This window comes from Promicromonospora sp. NPDC090134 (genome assembly GCF_044746965.1).
GTDB lineage: Bacteria > Actinomycetota > Actinomycetes > Actinomycetales > Cellulomonadaceae > Promicromonospora.
Window position 1 is genome coordinate 798,624 of sequence record NZ_JBIVCZ010000001.1, and the last position, 16,165, is coordinate 814,788.

12 protein-coding genes are annotated in these 16,165 nt (G+C 73.6%); 9 read left to right on the plus strand and 3 right to left on the minus strand.

What is annotated here, in order from left to right:
* The first annotated feature begins 25 nt into the window (after nt 1-25).
* Both ACIPN7_RS03485 and ACIPN7_RS03490 read left to right on the plus strand, forming a co-directional pair.
* Nucleotides 26-1,171, plus strand: coding sequence for a serine hydrolase domain-containing protein (locus tag ACIPN7_RS03485; protein WP_400538007.1), 1,146 nt, complete (start codon nt 26-28; stop codon nt 1,169-1,171).
* Nucleotides 1,156-1,662, plus strand: a complete 507-nt coding sequence (locus ACIPN7_RS03490; RefSeq protein WP_400538009.1) for a pyridoxamine 5'-phosphate oxidase family protein — start codon at nt 1,156-1,158, stop codon at nt 1,660-1,662. The genes ACIPN7_RS03485 and ACIPN7_RS03490 overlap by 16 nt, the downstream gene beginning before the upstream one ends.
* A 37-nt stretch (nt 1,663-1,699) precedes the next feature.
* Here the strand turns inward: ACIPN7_RS03490 and ACIPN7_RS03495 are convergent, their stop codons facing one another.
* The 3 genes from ACIPN7_RS03495 to uxaC form a co-directional block, all read right to left on the minus strand.
* Nucleotides 1,700-3,811 (minus strand): acyltransferase family protein, encoded by a 2,112-nt coding sequence (locus tag ACIPN7_RS03495; RefSeq protein ID WP_400538011.1) that lies wholly within the window; start codon nt 3,809-3,811, stop codon nt 1,700-1,702.
* Nucleotides 3,812-3,914: 103 nt separating this feature from the next.
* On the minus strand, nt 3,915-6,026 hold the full coding sequence (locus ACIPN7_RS03500) for an alpha-glucuronidase (protein ID WP_400538013.1): 2,112 nt from the start codon (nt 6,024-6,026) through the stop codon (nt 3,915-3,917).
* A gap of 220 nt (nt 6,027-6,246) precedes the next feature.
* Complete coding sequence (gene uxaC, locus ACIPN7_RS03505) at nt 6,247-7,683, minus strand: glucuronate isomerase (RefSeq protein WP_400538015.1); 1,437 nt, start codon at nt 7,681-7,683, stop codon at nt 6,247-6,249.
* A gap of 184 nt (nt 7,684-7,867) precedes the next feature.
* On the opposite strand from uxaC, the gene ACIPN7_RS03510 reads away from it, so the two are divergent.
* The 7 genes from ACIPN7_RS03510 (at nt 7,868) to ACIPN7_RS03540 (ending at nt 16,085) form a co-directional block, all read left to right on the plus strand.
* Nucleotides 7,868-8,911: a LacI family DNA-binding transcriptional regulator gene (locus ACIPN7_RS03510; protein WP_400538017.1), complete on the plus strand. Its 1,044-nt coding sequence runs from the start codon at nt 7,868-7,870 to the stop codon at nt 8,909-8,911.
* 55 nt (nt 8,912-8,966) lie between these two features.
* Complete coding sequence (locus ACIPN7_RS03515; protein ID WP_400538019.1) at nt 8,967-10,199, plus strand: extracellular solute-binding protein; 1,233 nt, start codon at nt 8,967-8,969, stop codon at nt 10,197-10,199.
* Nucleotides 10,196-11,341 (plus strand): ABC transporter ATP-binding protein, encoded by a 1,146-nt coding sequence (locus tag ACIPN7_RS03520; protein WP_400538021.1) that lies wholly within the window; start codon nt 10,196-10,198, stop codon nt 11,339-11,341. The genes ACIPN7_RS03515 and ACIPN7_RS03520 overlap by 4 nt, the downstream gene beginning before the upstream one ends.
* Nucleotides 11,342-11,366: 25 nt before the next feature.
* Nucleotides 11,367-12,293: an ABC transporter permease gene (locus tag ACIPN7_RS03525; protein ID WP_400538023.1), complete on the plus strand. Its 927-nt coding sequence runs from the start codon at nt 11,367-11,369 to the stop codon at nt 12,291-12,293.
* On the plus strand, nt 12,293-13,147 hold the full coding sequence (locus ACIPN7_RS03530) for an ABC transporter permease (RefSeq protein ID WP_400538025.1): 855 nt from the start codon (nt 12,293-12,295) through the stop codon (nt 13,145-13,147). Before ACIPN7_RS03525 ends, ACIPN7_RS03530 begins: the two co-directional genes overlap by 1 nt.
* Nucleotides 13,140-14,642 (plus strand): mannitol dehydrogenase family protein, encoded by a 1,503-nt coding sequence (locus tag ACIPN7_RS03535; RefSeq protein ID WP_400538027.1) that lies wholly within the window; start codon nt 13,140-13,142, stop codon nt 14,640-14,642. Before ACIPN7_RS03530 ends, ACIPN7_RS03535 begins: the two co-directional genes overlap by 8 nt.
* A 330-nt stretch (nt 14,643-14,972) precedes the next feature.
* On the plus strand, nt 14,973-16,085 hold the full coding sequence (locus ACIPN7_RS03540; RefSeq protein WP_400538029.1) for a Gfo/Idh/MocA family protein: 1,113 nt from the start codon (nt 14,973-14,975) through the stop codon (nt 16,083-16,085).
* Nucleotides 16,086-16,165 lie beyond the last annotated feature (80 nt).

Here is a 16,165-nt window from a genome sequence, read left to right on the forward strand (position 1 = left end):
CCCGGCCCGGCCGGTCGGAACTGGCATGGGTGATGGCACCGCGCGCGACCTGCAGGGCCGCGTCCAGGAGGCGGTCGACCGCCTCGTGGCCGACGGCGGGGAGGTCGGCCTCCAGGTGGCGGTCGTCCACCGGGGCGAGCTCGTCGCGGACGTCGTGGGCGGCCAGGCCGACGCCCGACGGGGAGCGGCCGTCACCCCCGACACCCTGTTCTTCGCGGCGTCGACGGCCAAGGGGATCGCCTCCGCCGTCGCACACGTGCTGGTGGAGCGCGGTGAGCTGGACTACGACCTGCGGATCGCCGACGTCTGGCCCGAGTTCGCGGCGCACGGCAAGGGCGGCGCGACGCTGCGGCACGTGCTGATGCACTCGGTGGGCGTGCCCGCCCCGCCGTACACGACGACGGTCGGGGACCTGTGCGACTGGGACCGGATGTGCCGGCTGCTCGCCGACGAGGAGCCCTGGTGGGAGCCGGGCACCGGGTTCGGGTACCACGCCCAGACCTTCGGCTTCCTGCTCGGCGAGACGGTGCGCCGGGCCACCGGGCGCAGGCTGTCGTGGTGGCTCCACGAGGCCGTCACACGACCGCTCGGCGTCGAGGACGACGTGCACTTCGGCGTGCCCCCGGCACTGCTGGGGCGCGTCGCGCGGCAGGAGCCGGCGCCCGGGCCGCCGTCCTGGCCGGAACCCGGCTCGCCCGCCGACCGCGCGCTCCCGCCCGGCATGCGGCCCGACGCCGCGTTCGCGAACCGGCGCGACGTGCTCACGAGCGACATCCCCTCCGGGGGCACCATGTCGGCCCGCGGCGCGGCCCGCGTGTTCGCGGGTCTGCTCGGGTACGGCGACGCCGCCCTCGTGTCGCCGGCCCGGTTGACGGAGCTGGCGCGGCCCGCGTTCGAGGGGCGCGACGCCGTGATGGACGTGCCCTCGACGTGGGCGTTCGGGTTCGCCCCGTCGCGCCCGGGCGGCGTCCCCTCCCGCCCGGGCTCGGCCTTCGGTATGTTCGGCGCGAACGGCTCCGGGGTCTGGGCCGACATCGACACCGGCGTCGCGGCCGCCGTGATGCGGAACCGGTTCAGCCCGGGCTGGAGCACCGCCGGCGAGATCGACCGGCTCGTCGCAGAGCACTTTCCGACGTCGTCAGAAGGAGAAGCCTCATGGACAACCCCGTGACCGAGCTCGACGCACGGTTCAGCGACCCCGGCGTGCAGCCGACCGCGTGGGAGGAGACGCAGGGGGTGCTCGAGAACGCCCAGCTCACCTGGCTGACCACCGTGCGCGCCGACGGCCGCCCGCACGTCACGCCGCTCGTCGCCGTCTGGCTGGAGGGCGCGCTGCACTTCTGCACCGGCCCCGAGGAGCAGAAGGCCGTCAACCTGGAGGCCAACCCGAACGTGGTGCTGACCACCGGCGACAGCACCTGGAACAAGGGGCTGGACGTCATGGTCGAGGGCCCGGCGCGGCGCGTCACCGACCAGCGGACGCTGGAGAAGCTCGCCGAGGCGTGGCGCACCAAGTGGACCGGGCAGTGGCAGTACGAGGTGGGCGACGAGGCCTTCACCAACGACATCGGCGGGACCGCCCTCGTGTTCGCGGTCCAGCCGACCAAGGTGCTGGCCTTCGGCAAGGGAACGTACAGCCACACCCGCTACACGCCGCGCTAGCCCCCGGCACGCCCGGCCTCCGCCGGGCCGCCCCGGCTCAGTACAACCACGGCGCCTCCCGCCGCACCGCGTCGTCGAGCGCCGCCGTGAGCGTGCCTACGTACGTGGCCGACAGGTGGGAGCCGTCCCGGTAGACCAGCACGTTCCCGATCACGGGCGGGCACTTCTCGGGCTCGCAGATCAGGTCCGACAGGTCGACGTGCGCGGCGCTCGCGGGCATGCCGGGGTACGTCGGCACCGGGTTGCGCTCCGCGAACACCTCGGACCGGTCCAGCACGCACCGCGCGGCGTCGCGGCCGTGCGACGACACGCAGTTCGGCGGGCTCCACTCGAACCGCGGGTTGTCGCGGATCGTGACCACGGGGATGCTCGCGGCGTCGAGCTGCTGCCAGGCCGCCACCTCGGCGGGGAGCACCACCTCGGGCGCGTCCTCGTACGTGTGCGTGCCGGTCACGAACACCGCGTCCGGGTCCAGCTCGACGGCCTCGGCCAGCAGGTTGGCGCTCCAGCGCGCGCAGTCGTCGGTGGGCGCCGCCTCCAGCCGCACGCGGCACTGTCCCTTGCCCGCCAGCAGCACGCGCCACCCGTTCTGCTCGCCGAGCTCGGTGAGGGCCGGCGCCCACTGGTACGTGTGCGAGCCGCCCGCCACGAGCACCGTCCGGGCGGGGTGGTCCGGGTCGTGGAGGGTGCACACCCGCACCTCGTCGAACCCCGGCCCGTCGCCGTGCTCCTGGATGCAACGCGGGTCGTGGTCGGTCGAGGGCAGGTCGTGCTTCGCGACCTCGGGGGCGGGCTGCACGGGCGCCCGGTCGGGCGCCGCACCGGTCGTCGTGCCGGACGGCGCCGTGGGGTCGGCAGGCGCGGCGAGCCTGCCCGACGTCCCCTGCGGGCGCAGCGCCCCGGCCCCCGCGTACTCGGTGCCGAGGTGTTCGAGCTGCTCCAGCTCGGCCGCCTCCCGCGTCTCGACGCCGATGCTCGCGGCCGCCGTCGGCACGACGACGAGCGCGGTGGCGGCGCCGGCGGCCACCAGGGCGGCGACGGACCGGCGCAGCGTCAGCGCGCGCGGCACCACGAGGCCCACGGGCCGGGCGACCACCTGCCGCGTGGCCCAGGCCAGCACCACGGACACGGCCAGCACCAGCGTGGCCCCCCGCCAGCCGACGGCCGGGAAGCCCCGGACGGCCAGGTAGAAGATGAGCACCGGCCAGTGCCACAGGTACAGCTCGTACGAGATGCCCGCCAGGAACCGGAGCGGCGCCAGGTCGAGGACCCGCCGCGGGCCCCACGAGGCCGGCGTGCCCGCGCCCGCGAGCACCAGCAGCGCCCCCGTCACCGGCCAGAGCGTCCAGACGCCGGGAAAGAGCGTGCCGCCGTCGAGCAGGAAGCCGGACGAGAGCACGAGGCCGAGGCCGACCCACGCGCCCGCGGTGCGCAGCCGCGCGGCGCCGTGCAGCGGGACGAGCGCGAGCAGCGCGCCCAGGCCGAGCTCCCAGAACCGGGTGGCGGTGTGGAAGTAGGCCACCGGCTGCAGCACCTCGGTGAGGTAGAGGGCGCCCGCGAACGACGCGGCCGACCCGACGGCGACGGCGATGGCGAGCCGCCGTCGGACCAGGACGCCCGCGCGCCGGCACAGCCAGGCCGCCGCGAGCACGACCACCGGCCAGGCCAGCAGGAACTGTCCCTGCACGGAGAGCGACCAGAAGTGCTGGAGCGGGCTGGCCGCCGGGCCCGCGGCGCCGTAGGCCAGCTCGTTCGAGATCAGGTCCCAGTTCTCCACGTACAGTGCCGACGCGACCACCTGGCGCCACACGTCGAGCCAGCGCGCGGCGGGCAGCAGCGTCCACGCGGCGAGCGCGACGGCCCCCAGCACCACGAGGGCCGACGGCGCCAGGCGCGCCGCGTTCCGCGCGTACACCGCCCCGAGCCGGAGGGTGCGCGACTCGGCACGCCGCACGAGCGAGCCGGTCACCAGGAACCCGGAGATCACCAGGAAGACGTCCACGCCCCCGGAGACCCGGCCGGCGCCGAAGAGGTGGAACAGCACCACGAGCAGGAGCGCGAGCCCGCGCAGGCCGTGGACCTCGGTGAGGTGCTGCCGGGTCGTCGTGGGGGCGGGTGCGGGCGGGGCCGGCGGGGCGGCGTCGGACATGGGTGACCACCAGGTGTGAAGGGGTTCGATCTACACACCTGGGGACGAAGTCCCCGGTCCTACCGTTGTCCCTGTTACCGAAGCGCGGCCAGAGATCACCCGCTCAGAAGATGGTGCGTCCTCTTTCGTCTGGAATGCCGGACTTCCGGAGGAAGTAGGTGTTCACCTGGTCCCGCCACTCGGTGGCGCTGCGGAGCTGCTCGGCGAGCCGTTCGGAGACCCGCTCCGAGACGCGCGGCTCCACGTGCCCCGACACCGCGGACCACGCCTCGATCATCGCCTCCACCCGGGCCACGCCCTCGAAGTGGGTGTCGTAGACGTGCTGCACCACGGTCTTGCCGCTGTGCAGCACGTGCGTGTACGGCACGTGGTGGAAGAACAGCAGCAGCTCGTCGGGGCAGGTCGACGGCGACTCGAAGGCTGCCGACCACGGCCCCGGGTACTGGCCCGCGTAGCCCGTGCCGGTCCGGACCGTGCGGTCCACGCCGATGCCGTCCCGGTCCGCGAAGTGGTACGTGCCCCACGGGGTGTACTCGTAGCCGTCGACGTCGGGCCCGTAGTGGTGGCCGGGGCGCACCATGAAGCCCACCCCGAGCGGCGCGGTGTACTGCTCGTACGTCTCCCACGACCGGTCCAGCACGGCGTGCAGGGCCTGCCGGACGGCGTCCGGCGCACCCGGGAACGTGAGGCCCGCCCACTCGTCGAGCACGGCGGCCGGGTCGAGCGTCGGGTCCCAGCACAGCCGCCCGTACGCATAGAGGTTGGCCTGCGCGAACGGGTGGCCCGTCCAGAACTCGTCGTCGCCCACGTTGGAGACGGCGGCGAACCCGCCCGCCGGCTTGCGCCAGGTGCCCGTGCCCGGGTCCTCGACGGCCTTGGCCCGGCCCGTGGCGAGGTCCGCCACGGTGGGCGAGCCGCCCTCGCGGCCGGCCGGGTCCCAGAACCGGAACCCGAGGATCTGGCTCCACTGCGGGCCGAGGTACACGGCGTGCCGCTGCTGGCCGGTGTACTCCTGGGTGATCTGCAGCTCCAGCGCCACCCGTGTGTGCGGCATCGCGGCCAGCACGGGGGACAGGGGCTCGCGCACCTGGAAGTCCAGCGGCCCGTACTTGACCTGCAGCACCACGTTGTCCGAGAACGCCCCGTCCAGCGGGTGGAAGTGGTCGTAGGCGGCGCGGGCGCGGTCGGTCGACCGGTCGCGCCAGTCCTGCCGGTGGTCGTAGACGAACGCGCGCCAGTGGATCAGTCCGTCGTACGGCTCGACCGCCGCGGCGAGCATGTTCGCGCCGTCGGCGTGCGTGCGCCCGTAGGCGAACGGCCCGGGCTGACCCTCGGAGTCCGCCTTGACCACGAAGCCGCCGAAGTCCGGGATCGCGTCCCAGACCCGTGCGGCCGCGCGCACCCACCAGTGGGCGACGCCCTGGTCGAGCGGGTCCGAGGTGGGCAGGCCGCCGAGCGTGATGGGCGACGCGAACGACACCGACAGGTGCACCCGGATGCCCCACCGCCGGAACACGGCGGCCACCCGGACGACGTCGCCCAGGTCCTCCGTGAGCAGGCGCGCCTCGCGCGCGTGCACGTTGACGTTGTTGATCGCCACACGGTTGATCCCGACGGCGGCCAGCAGCCGCGCGTATCGCTCGACCCGAGACAGGTCGGCGTGCACGAAACCGTTGTCGTAGAAGATCGAGCCGCCCGAGTAGCCCCGTTCGACCTGCCCCATCACGGGGTGCACGTCCACGTTGTCCCAGTGGTCGAGCATCCGGAGGTCGGTGGCGGGGGCATGGGTCTCGTCGACGTCCGGCCCGTCGAACGCGGCCTCGCCCAGGCGCACCACGTGGAACAGCCCGTGCAGCAGCCCGGCGTCGCACGCGGCCTGCACGACGACGGCGCCCGCCTCCCGCGTGAGCCGGAAGCTCTCGTCCGTGCCCGGGGCGTCCACGGCGGCGACCGCGCTCGCGCCGCCGCCCGCGTCCGGGGGCGTCAGCGTGAGCACCAGCTCGGCGTCGGCCACGCCGTCTCCCACCTCGAGGCGGGAGAACGCGCCGCCGAACCGGGAGGTCGCCGCGGCGACCTCCTCGGCGACGGTGCCGGCGAGCGCGCCGTCGCCGGCCACCACCACCCGGCGGCTGCCGATCGCGGCGAACGCGTCGTCGGGCAGCCAAGCCGGGTGGGAGGTGTGGTCGGTGATCGGGCGCGGGGAGTCAGCGGTCACGGGGTGTCCCATCCGTCTTAGAGGTTGATGTGCGGATATATGGGGGTCTACTGGAACTCTGCCTCAGCGACGGCGCCCGGGTCCACCCGAGGCGGCCGTTCTGTCCGGTCCGTGAAAACGCCGCGACCGGGCCTCCTCCTCGAAGCCTAGGTTTCTCCGCTTTGAGGCGCCTCAAAGCGGAGAAACCCGGGTCTCGAGGAGGATCGTCGGCGCGCCCGGCTCAGCGGGCCGCGTACGCCGCCTTCGGCAGGTGATAGGCCAGGTCGGCGGCGGTGTCCACGGCCTCGTCCAGGTCGAGGCGGTGCTCCGCCACCAGCCGGGCGAGGTAGCCGGCGTCGACCCGGCGGGCCAGGTCGTGCCGCGCGGGGATCGAGCAGAACGCGCGGGTGTCGTCCACGAAGCCCGACATGTTCGAGAACCCGGCCGTCTCCGTCGCGGCCTCGCGGAACCGGCGCATCGCGTCGGGCGCGTCGAGGAACCACCAGGGCGCACCGAGCCGCAGGGCCGGGTACACGCCCGCCAGCGGCGCGAGCTCGCGCGAGTACACGTCCTCGTCGATGGTGAACGCGATCATCCGGAAGCTCTGCGAGTTGCCGAACGCCTCCAGCACCGGCCGCAGGCCGTGCGCGAACTCGGTGGCCACGGGGATGTCGTACCCCTTGTCGGGCCCGAAGGCCGCGGCGACGGCGGGGTCGTGGTCGCGCAGCACGCCCGGGTGGAACTGCATGACCAGCCCGTCCTCGGCCGACATCGCGGCCATCTGGAACAGCATGTGCGCGGAGAACGCCGCCTCCTCGGCGGTGGAGAGCGCCGTGCCCTGCGCGGCCGGCTCGGCCGCGAGGGCCTTCTCGAAGAGGGTGCGCGCCACGTCGTCGGGCAGCGGGGTGGTGTCCGCGCTGAAGTGGCCGTGGTCCGTGGCCAGGCCGCCCGCCGCGACGAACGCGGCGCGGCGCTCACGGAGCGCGGCCAGGTACCCGGCGTACGTGTCGGTGGCGATGCCGGTCGCCGTCGCCAGCCGCTCCAGGTCGCCCCGCCACGTCGAGCGGGCGGGGTGCAGCAGCGGGTCGGGCCGGAAGGTCGGCAGCACGCGGCCGGGCAGCTCGGCGGCGAGGCGGGCGTGCTCGTCGAGCGTGCTCCAGGCCGGGTCCGTGGTGGCGATGACCTCGATGCCGAACCGGTCCAGGAGCGCGCGGGGGCGGAAGCCGGGGTCGGCGAGCCGCTCCGCGATCTGGTCGTAGACCTGGTCGGCCGTCTCCGCCGAGGGCCGCACCGTCACGCCGAAGATCTCGACGAGCTCGTGCTCTGTCCAGTACCGCGTGGGCGTGCCGCGGAAGTGCTTCCAGCCCGCGCAGAACCGGCGGAAGATCTCGCGCGGGTCGGCCTCGAACCCGGGCGCCCCGGCGGGGCCGACGCCCAGCTCGGGGAGCGTGGCGCCCTGCGACACGAGCATGCGCGTCAGGTAATGGTCCGGCACCACGAGGAGCTGGGCGGGGTCGGGGAACGGCTCGTCGTCCGCGAAGGCGGCGACGTCGACGTGGCCGTGCATCGACACGATCGGGAGGTCCCGGACCGCCGCGTAGATCTCGCGGGCGATCGGCCGCGTCACGGGGTCGGCGGGCAGGGCCCGATCGGGGTGCAGCGTCCAGGTGTCGGTCACAGTGTCCTCCTGCGGGCATCGTTGCCGGTTCGGGTAAGCGCTTCCACATCGTAGGCACTGCCCTGCCTCGAGACGAACGTGAGGCGCTGTCCGAAGGTAATGAATAGGGCGTTGCGAACGTTTGCAGTCAAACCCTACGATAGGTGCAAACGTTCGCAGTGTCGCGAATCCCCCAGGAGGTGGCATGGTCACGGTGCACGACGTCGCGCGCGCCGCCGGGGTCTCGATCTCCACCGTGTCGCGCGCCCTGACCGCCCCCGAGCGGGTGGCACCCGCGACCCGCGACCGCGTGACCCGGGCCGCCGCCGAGCTCGGCTATCGGCCCAACGTCGCGGCGAGCGGTCTGCGGATGGGCCGCACGCACGCCGTCGGCCTGCTGGTCCCCGACCTGGAGAACCCGTACTTCGCGTCCGTGACCAAGAGCGTCCAGGCCCGTGCCCGCGCCGAGGGCTACGAGGTCTTCGTCGCCGACTCGGACGAGGACCCCGACGTCGAGCCCGAGCTCATCGGGGCGCTCGCCGCCCGGACCGACGGGCTGCTCGTGGCCTCGCCGCGGTCGGGCGAGGCGGAGCTGCGTGCCGCGCTCGTGGGGGTGACCGCGGTGCTGGCCAGCCGGGAGCTGCCGGCGGTCGCCGGTTCCGAGGGCGCGGGCGCGGGCGAGGGCGACGGCGAGGCGCAGGGGATCCCGTTCGTGGCGGTGGACGACGCCGACGGCGTCGCCCAGATCCTCGGGCACCTGCACGCGCTCGGGCACCGGTCCGTGGGCGTGGCCGCGGGCCCGCCGTCGTCCTGGTCCGGGAGACGCCGGCTCGCCGGGCTGGTCGACGCCGCCGCCCGCTGGGACCTCGACCTGGTGCGGCTGGGCACCTTCCAGCCGTACTTCGCGGGCGGCACCCGGGCGGCCGACCACGCGGTGGCGAGCGGCGTCACGGCCGTCGTCGCGTTCAACGACCTGATGGCGCTCGGCATCCTGAGCCGGCTGCGCGAGCGCGGGATCGACGTGCCGGGCCGGATGTCCGTGGTGGGGTTCGACGACGTCCAGCTCGCCACGCTGGTCTCGCCCGCGCTGACCACCGTGCACGCCCCGCTGGCCCGCCTGGGCCGGCGCGCCGTCGACCTGCTGCTCGCGCGCCTGCGCGGCGGCAGCACGCCGGCGAGCGTCCAGCTCCCCGTGGAGCTCACGATCCGCGGGTCCTCCGGACCCGCTCCCGCCGGGACGGTCAACTGACGCCCGTCCCGGCAGACGAACCCTGGGCGAAGGAGCCCGAGAGAGAGGAAGCACCATGCGCACCTCGAAGAAGGCGGCGGCGCTCGTCGGCGTCGCCGCACTGACCCTGCTGACCGCCTGTGCCCCGCCCGCCCCGCCCGGAGGCGAGAGCGGGGGCGCCGTCACCGACGCGGCCGACGTCCCCGAGACGCCGTCGGAGCCGGTCACCCTGAACATCCTCGACGTCGCGGGCAACCAGCGGCTCACGGAGGGCATGGTCGACGAGTTCGTCGAGAACAACCCGGACGTCATCGAGTCGGTGACCTGGGAGACGGGCGGCGCGCCCGACGTCACGGGCATCGTCAAGCCGCAGGTGGACAGCGGCAACCTGTCCATCGACGTCGTGTTCACCGGGAACGACGGGCTCGCGGCCGGCATCAGCCAGGACCTGTGGATCCCGGTCGTGGACGACTACGGCGACCGGCTGACCAACCAGGAGAACTACCTGGAGCCCGCCGCGAACATGCAGGAGCTCGCCGAGGGCTACGGCGTGGTCACGACGTACTACCCGTCCGGTCCGCTGCTCCAGTACGACCCCGAGGTGGTCGGCACCCCGCCCGCCACGCCCGAGGAGCTGCTGGAGTGGGCCAAGGCCAACCCCGGCAAGTTCGGGTACGCGCGCCCCGCGAACTCCGGCCCGGGCCGCACGTTCCTTATGGGTCTGCCGTACATCCTGGGCGACAAGGACCCGAAGGACCCCGAGAACGGCTGGGACAAGACCTGGGCGTACCTCGAGGAGCTGGGCCAGTACGTCGACACCTACCCCACGGGCACCGGCCAGGTCGTGACCAACATGGCCGACGGCACCTGGTCGATGATCCCGACCACCACCGGCTGGGACATCGCGCCGCGCGCCGAGGGACAGCTCCCGAACACGCTGGAGGCCGCCGCGTTCGACGACTTCACGTGGGTCACCGACGCGCACTACGCCGCGATCCCGAAGGGGCAGAGCGCCGACAAGATCAGCGCGATCCTGCTCCTGCTGCAGGACATGCTCACCCCCGAGCAGAACGCCAAGGCGTACGACGCCGGCTACTTCTACCCGGGCCCCGCGATCGAGGGCGCGACGCTCGACCTCGCGCCGCAGGAGTCGCAGGACGTGATCGAGGAGTTCGGCCGGCCCCTGTTCGACGAGCTCATCGAGTCGCAGGACGCCGTGACCCCGCTCGACGCCGACTCCATGGTCACGGCGTTCGACATCTGGGACCGCGAGGTCGGCGGCGGCAAGGTGGAGGAAGAGGAAGGGTGAGCGACTTCGAGTCCCTGGAGCTGCGGGGCGTCGGCCGCCGCTTCGGCGGGGTGGACGCGCTGGCCGGGCTGGACCTGACGATCAGGGCGGGCGAGTTCGTCGCCCTGCTCGGGCCGTCGGGCTGCGGCAAGTCGACGGCGCTGAACTGCCTGGCCGGCCTGCTGCCGCTCACGCACGGCGAGATCCGGCTGGACGGCAGGCGCATCGACACCCTGCCGCCGGAGCGGCGCGGGTTCGGCATGGTCTTCCAGTCGTACGCGCTGTTCCCGCACCTCAGCGTGGAGAAGAACGTCGCGTTCGGGCTGCAGATGCAGGGCGTGCCGCGGGCCGAGATCGGCTCGCGGGTACGCGCGGCGATCGACCTGGTCAAGCTCGGGGAGCACGCCCGCAAGCTGCCCGGCCAGCTCTCGGGCGGGCAGCAGCAGCGGGTCGCCATCGCGCGCGCCGTGGTGCTCGAACCGTCGCTCGTGCTCATGGACGAGCCGCTGTCGAACCTCGACGCCAAGCTCCGGCTCGACATGCGCACCGAGATCCGGCGCCTGCACCAGTCCCTCGGGCTCACGACGATCTACGTGACGCACGACCAGGAGGAGGCGCTGTCGCTGGCCGACCGCCTGGTCGTCATGCGCGAGGGCCGAGTGCAGCAGGTGGGCACGCCCGACGAGCTCTACGAGAGCCCGACGAGCTGGTACGTCGCCGACTTCATGGGGTACCGGAACATCCTGCCCGCGACCGTCGTCTCGGCGTCCGGGGGCGAGGTGGTGGTGGAGCTGCCGGGCGCGGGTGGATCGGCGGGTCCGGCAGGTTCAGCGGGCCCGGCCGGCGGCGGCGTCCGGCTCACGGGCCGCGCGGTCGGCGCCCTGGCCGCGGGGGACCGCGTGCGGGTGGCGGTGCGCCCGGAGGACTTCTCCGTGGCCGGGTCGGGCACGGCGGGGTCGATCCCCGGCTCCGTCTCGGTGGTCGAGTACCACGGGCGGGAGTTCGCCGTCGGGGTGCAGGCCGGCGAGACCATGCTGCACGCCCGCGCGACGACGGCGCCCGACGTCGGCGGGGCCGTCACGCTGACCGCCCCCGTCGAGCGCATGCTGGTGTTCCCGGAGTCGCTGGACGCCGCCGTCGTGCGGCAGGAGGTGGCGGCGTGAGCGCCGCACGGGACGGAGGCGCGCCATGAGCGGCGTCGGGCAGCGTCCCGGGCGTGCGACCGCGAGCCTGCGGCACCGCCTGGCCGAACGGGGCGTGGACCCGGCGCTGCTCCTGCTCCTGCCGGGGCTCGTGATCGCCGTCGCGCTGTTCGTGTACCCGTTCTCGTACGGGATCGGGCTCACGATCCAGCCCACGGCGGCGATGCAGGAGCAGTGGGGCGGCGGCATCCTCGCCAACTACGTCGCCTTCTTCCGCGACCCGTTCGTGTTCGACTCCGTGTGGCTCACGATGCGCCTCGCCCTGCCCGCCGCCCTGTTCAACGTGCTGGCGTCGGTCCCGGTGGCGATGGTGCTGCGGCACCGGTTCCGCGGCAAGCGGCTGCTGACGTCGCTGCTGGTGCTGCCGATCACCCTGGGCACGGTGCTCACCGCGCAGGGGCTGCTGATCTTCGCGGGGCGGCAGGGCTGGATCAACCGGACGCTGCTGGAGATCGGCCTGATCGACGAGCCGCTCAAGCTGGTGAACAACTACCTGGGCGTCATGTTCTCCCTGGTCATCACCGGCTTCCCGTTCGCGTTCCTGCTCATCTCGTCGTACCTGTCGGGCATCGACCCGTCGCTGGAGCAGGCCGCGAAGACCCTCGGCGCCGGCTGGTGGCAGCGGTTCCGGCGGATCGTCCTGCCGCTGCTCGCACCAGGGCTGGCCACGACGTTCATCCTGACGTTCGTGCTCGCCTTCTCGGTGTTCCCGTCGGCCCGGCTGGTCGGTGACGCCATGGGCGAGACCCGGGTCATGTCCCTCATGGCGTTCCGGGCATTCGGCGAGCAGAACGACTACGCCATGGCGTCCACCATCGCGCTGATGATGGGCGCCGTCGAGCTGCTCGTCGTCGTCGCCGTGCTGGGCCTGCGCTCGCTGCTGTACCGCGGGACCACGGGAGGGAAGGGCTGATGGCCACGTCCACGCTGGAGCGGCCGCTCGCCGCGCGACCGTCCACCTGGTTCGTCTGGGCGGGCATGACGGCGTTCGGGGTGTTCCTGCTCGGGATCCTCGTCGCCGTCGTGGTCGACTCGTTCGGCAAGCAGTGGTTCGACACCTGGCTGCCCGACGGCCTGACCACCGAGCGCTACGTCGAGGCCTGGGACCGGTTCGCCCTGGGCGAGGTGGTCGGCGTGACCGTCGGCGTCGCCGTGCTCGTCGTCGTCATCTCGGTGCTGGTGGGCGTGCCCGCCGCCTACGCGCTGGCCCGCCGCGACTTCCCGGGCAAGCGCGCCGTCATGCTGCTGTTCCTGCTGCCGGTGCTCATGCCGCCCATCACCTACGGCATCCCGCTCGCCACCGTCATGTACTCGTTCGGGCTGGGCCGCACGCTGACCGCCGTCGTGCTGGTCAACCTCGTGCCGTCCGTGCCGTTCGTGATCCTGACGATGACGCCGTTCATCGAGCAGATCAACCCCGCCATCGAGTCGGCCGCCCGGATGTGCGGGGCCCGGACCTGGCAGGTGTTCACGCGGATCCTGGCCCCGCTGCTCGTGCCGGGTATCCTCGCGGCGGCCATCCTGGTGCTCGTGCGGACCGTCGGCCTCTTCGAGCTGACCTTCCTCGTGTCGGGCCCTGGTTCGGACACACTCGTCGTCGCCATCTACCGTGGCATGACGGCAGCCGGCGGTGGTGAGGCGAGACAGCTCATCTCGGCCCTGTCGGTGATCTACACCGCGACGATGCTCGTCATGCTCGTGGTGGCGCTGCGGTTCGTGAACCCGACGCAGCTCGTGGCACAGGTTAAGGAGACACGCGATGACTGAGGACCGCCTGCACCGGGACCACCTCCCGGGCGGCATCGACGCACCCGTGATGCCGACGGCGGTGGGGATCGTCCACCTCGGCATCGGCGCGTTCCACCGGGCGCACCAGGCCGTGTACACGGAGCGCGCCGCGATCGCGACGGGCGACACCACGTGGGGCATCCTGGGCGTCACCCAGCGGTCCGCGACCGTGCGCGACCAGCTCCGCCCCCAGGGCGGCGTGTACTCGGTGCTCACCGCGGGGGAGCAGGAGTCCTCGGTCGAGCTCGTCGGGTCGGTGGTCGACGTCGCCTACCCCGCCGAGGAGACCGAGCGCGTGCTGGCGGCGCTCGCGGCGCCGTCGACCCACGTGGTCACGCTGACGATCACGGAGAAGGGCTACGCCCGGCGGCCTGACGGGTCGCTGGACACCGAGGCGGTGGCCGGGGACCTCGCGGCACTGGCCGCGGTGGTCGCGGCCGGGGCGGCGGGCGCGGCGGTGCGGCCGGCGGCGTCGGCCATCGGGCTGCTGGTGCGCGGGCTCGCCCAGCGCGCCGCCTCCGGCGCACCCATTACCGTGCTGACCTGCGACAACATGGTCGACAACGGCCGGGTGCTCGAACGTCTGGTGCGGGAGGCCGCGGACGCGGCCCTGCCCGGGCCCGAGGGCGACACCCTGCGTGCGTTCCTCGACGCGAGCGTCACGTTCCCGTGCTCCATGGTCGACCGGATCGTGCCGGCGACCACCCCGGAGCAGCGCGACCAGGTGGAGCGGACGCTCGGCGTGCGGGACGAGGGCCTCGTGGTGGGCGAGCCGTTCGCGCAGTGGGTGATCGAGGACCGGTTCGCCGGGCCGCGCCCCGCCTGGGAGGCGGCCGGCGCCACGCTGACCAAGGACGTCGCGCCGTTCGAGCAGGCCAAGCTGCGGCTGCTCAACGGGACGCACTCGCTGGTCGCGTATTCGGGCTGGCTCGCGGGGCACTCGACGATCGCGGGCGGCGTGACCGACCCGGTGATCGCCGAGCGGGCGCGGCAGTACCTCTTCGAGGACGCGCTGCCGACCCTCACCGCACCCGAGGGACTGGACCTGCGGCAGTACGGCGAGCAGATCCTGTCCCGCTTCGCGAACCCGCACACGGGGCACACCACGGCCCAGGTGGCGATGGACGGCACCCAGAAGATCCCGTTCCGCTGGGGCGGTGTGCTCGGGGACTCGCTCGCCGCGGGGCGGGAGCCGCACGGGGTGGCGTTCGGCCTGGCGGCGTGGGCCGAGTTCGTCCGACGCCGGACGAACTCCGGCGAGGGCGTCGACGACCCGCGGGCCGCGGAGCTCGAGGCGCTGGTCGGGGCCGCCGAGGTGCCGGGCGGCTCGGACGGGCTGGGTGACGTCGCGGGGCTGGCCGGCGCCGAGGAGGACCTCCGGGCGCTGCTCGCGCTGCCGGGGCTGCTGCCCGCGGGGACGCCGGAGAGCTACGTCGACACGGTGGCCGCCGAGCTCGAGGCCGTGGTGGGCTGACGCGGTACCGGGCCGCGGCGTCGCGGCGTCGCGGCGCTGATGTCGTCGATGCCGTCGATGCCGCGGCGTCGGCCGAAGGTGCGCTTCTACCCAGCGATTCGGCCCGGATCGAGCCTGGTTCTGGGCCCGATCGCTGGGTAGAAGCGCACTCTCCTCGGGGGATCGGGGCCGACCTTCGCTATCGCCTCGCTTGAGCAGCTCGGCCATCGCGGGTGGGAAAGCCCTTTCCATCCGTGGTCGTCGCGGGTAGGGTTCCTGCGGATCGACGCGGCGGTGTCGCGTCGACCCGATAGAGTGATCGATCACACGCGTCGACGAGGACGGAGCACGATGAGAGTCACGATCCTGGGCACAGGTGCCATCGCCGGAGCCCACGCACGAGCGATCGCGGCCCTGCCGGCGCACGGCGTGGACGCGACCCTGGTGCACGCCGTCGACATCGACGCGGCGCGGGCGGAGGAGTTCGCCCGCGAGCACGACGTCGCCGGGTACGGGACCTCGCTGGAGGGCGTACTGGGCGAGACGGACGTGCTGCACGTGTGCACGCCGCCGGGTGTGCACGCCGACGTCGCGGTGGCGGCGCTCGAGGCGGGCGTGCACGTGGTGGTCGAGAAGCCCGCCACGCTGTCCCTCGCGGAGATCGACCGCATCGCGGCGGCCGAGGCTGCCTCGACGGCGTCGTTCACGCAGGTCGTGCAGCACCGGTTCGGGCACGGTGCGCAGCAGCTGCGCCGCCTGCTGGACGACGGCGCCCTCGGCCGACCGCTGGTCGCCACGTGCGACACCCTGTGGTTCCGGGCGCCGGCGTACTTCGAGGTGCCGTGGCGCGGCCGGTGGGACACCGAGGGCGGCGGGCCGACGATGGGCCACGGCATCCACCAGTTCGACCTGCTGCTGGCGACGCTCGGGCCGTGGTCCGAGGTAACGGCCATGGCCGGCCGCCTCGCCCGGCACGTCGACGCCGAGGATGTCTCGATGGCGATCGTCCGCTTCGCGAGCGGCGCGATGGCGACGATCACCAACTCCCTGCTGTCCCCGCGGGAGACCTCTGACCTGCGGTTCGACACCGAGGCGGCGACGATCGAGCTGTCGCACCTGTACGGCTACACCGACGCGGACTGGACGTTCACGCCCGCCGTGGGCCGGGACGACGTCGCCCAGCTGTGGCAACCGGACCCCGAGGCGCTGCCGTCGGGGCACCTCGCCCAGTTCGTGCCGACGTACCGCGCGTTCGCCGCGGGCGAGGCGCCGCCGGTCACCGCGGCCGACGCGCGCGGCACGTTGGAGCTCGTCGCCGCGATCTACCGGTCGGCGTTCACGGGCAGCATCGTGCGGGCGGGCGAGATCGGCCCGGGCGACCCGTTCCACGAGTCCATGCGCGGCACGGGCCCGAGCTGGGCCCCGCTGAAGGACACGGCGGCACCGATACCCGCCGCGAGCTGACCGGCCTTGCGGCGCGGCGCCGGGCGCCCTGCTGCCCGACGCCGCCTGGCTGGCAGCCGCCCGTCCGCCCGGCGTCGGCT

Coding starts and splice junctions, on each gene's coding strand:
- ACIPN7_RS03540 (WP_400538029.1), top strand. CDS start 14,973: ATGAGAGTCACGATCCTGGGCACAGGTGCCATCGCCGGAGCCCACGCA.
- ACIPN7_RS03535 (WP_400538027.1), top strand. CDS start 13,140: ATGACTGAGGACCGCCTGCACCGGGACCACCTCCCGGGCGGCATCGAC.
- ACIPN7_RS03495 (WP_400538011.1), bottom strand. CDS start 3,811: ATGTCCGACGCCGCCCCGCCGGCCCCGCCCGCACCCGCCCCCACGACG.
- ACIPN7_RS03525 (WP_400538023.1), top strand. CDS start 11,367: ATGAGCGGCGTCGGGCAGCGTCCCGGGCGTGCGACCGCGAGCCTGCGG.
- ACIPN7_RS03485 (WP_400538007.1), top strand. CDS start 26: ATGGGTGATGGCACCGCGCGCGACCTGCAGGGCCGCGTCCAGGAGGCG.
- ACIPN7_RS03490 (WP_400538009.1), top strand. CDS start 1,156: ATGGACAACCCCGTGACCGAGCTCGACGCACGGTTCAGCGACCCCGGC.
- ACIPN7_RS03515 (WP_400538019.1), top strand. CDS start 8,967: ATGCGCACCTCGAAGAAGGCGGCGGCGCTCGTCGGCGTCGCCGCACTG.
- ACIPN7_RS03530 (WP_400538025.1), top strand. CDS start 12,293: ATGGCCACGTCCACGCTGGAGCGGCCGCTCGCCGCGCGACCGTCCACC.
- ACIPN7_RS03510 (WP_400538017.1), top strand. CDS start 7,868: ATGGTCACGGTGCACGACGTCGCGCGCGCCGCCGGGGTCTCGATCTCC.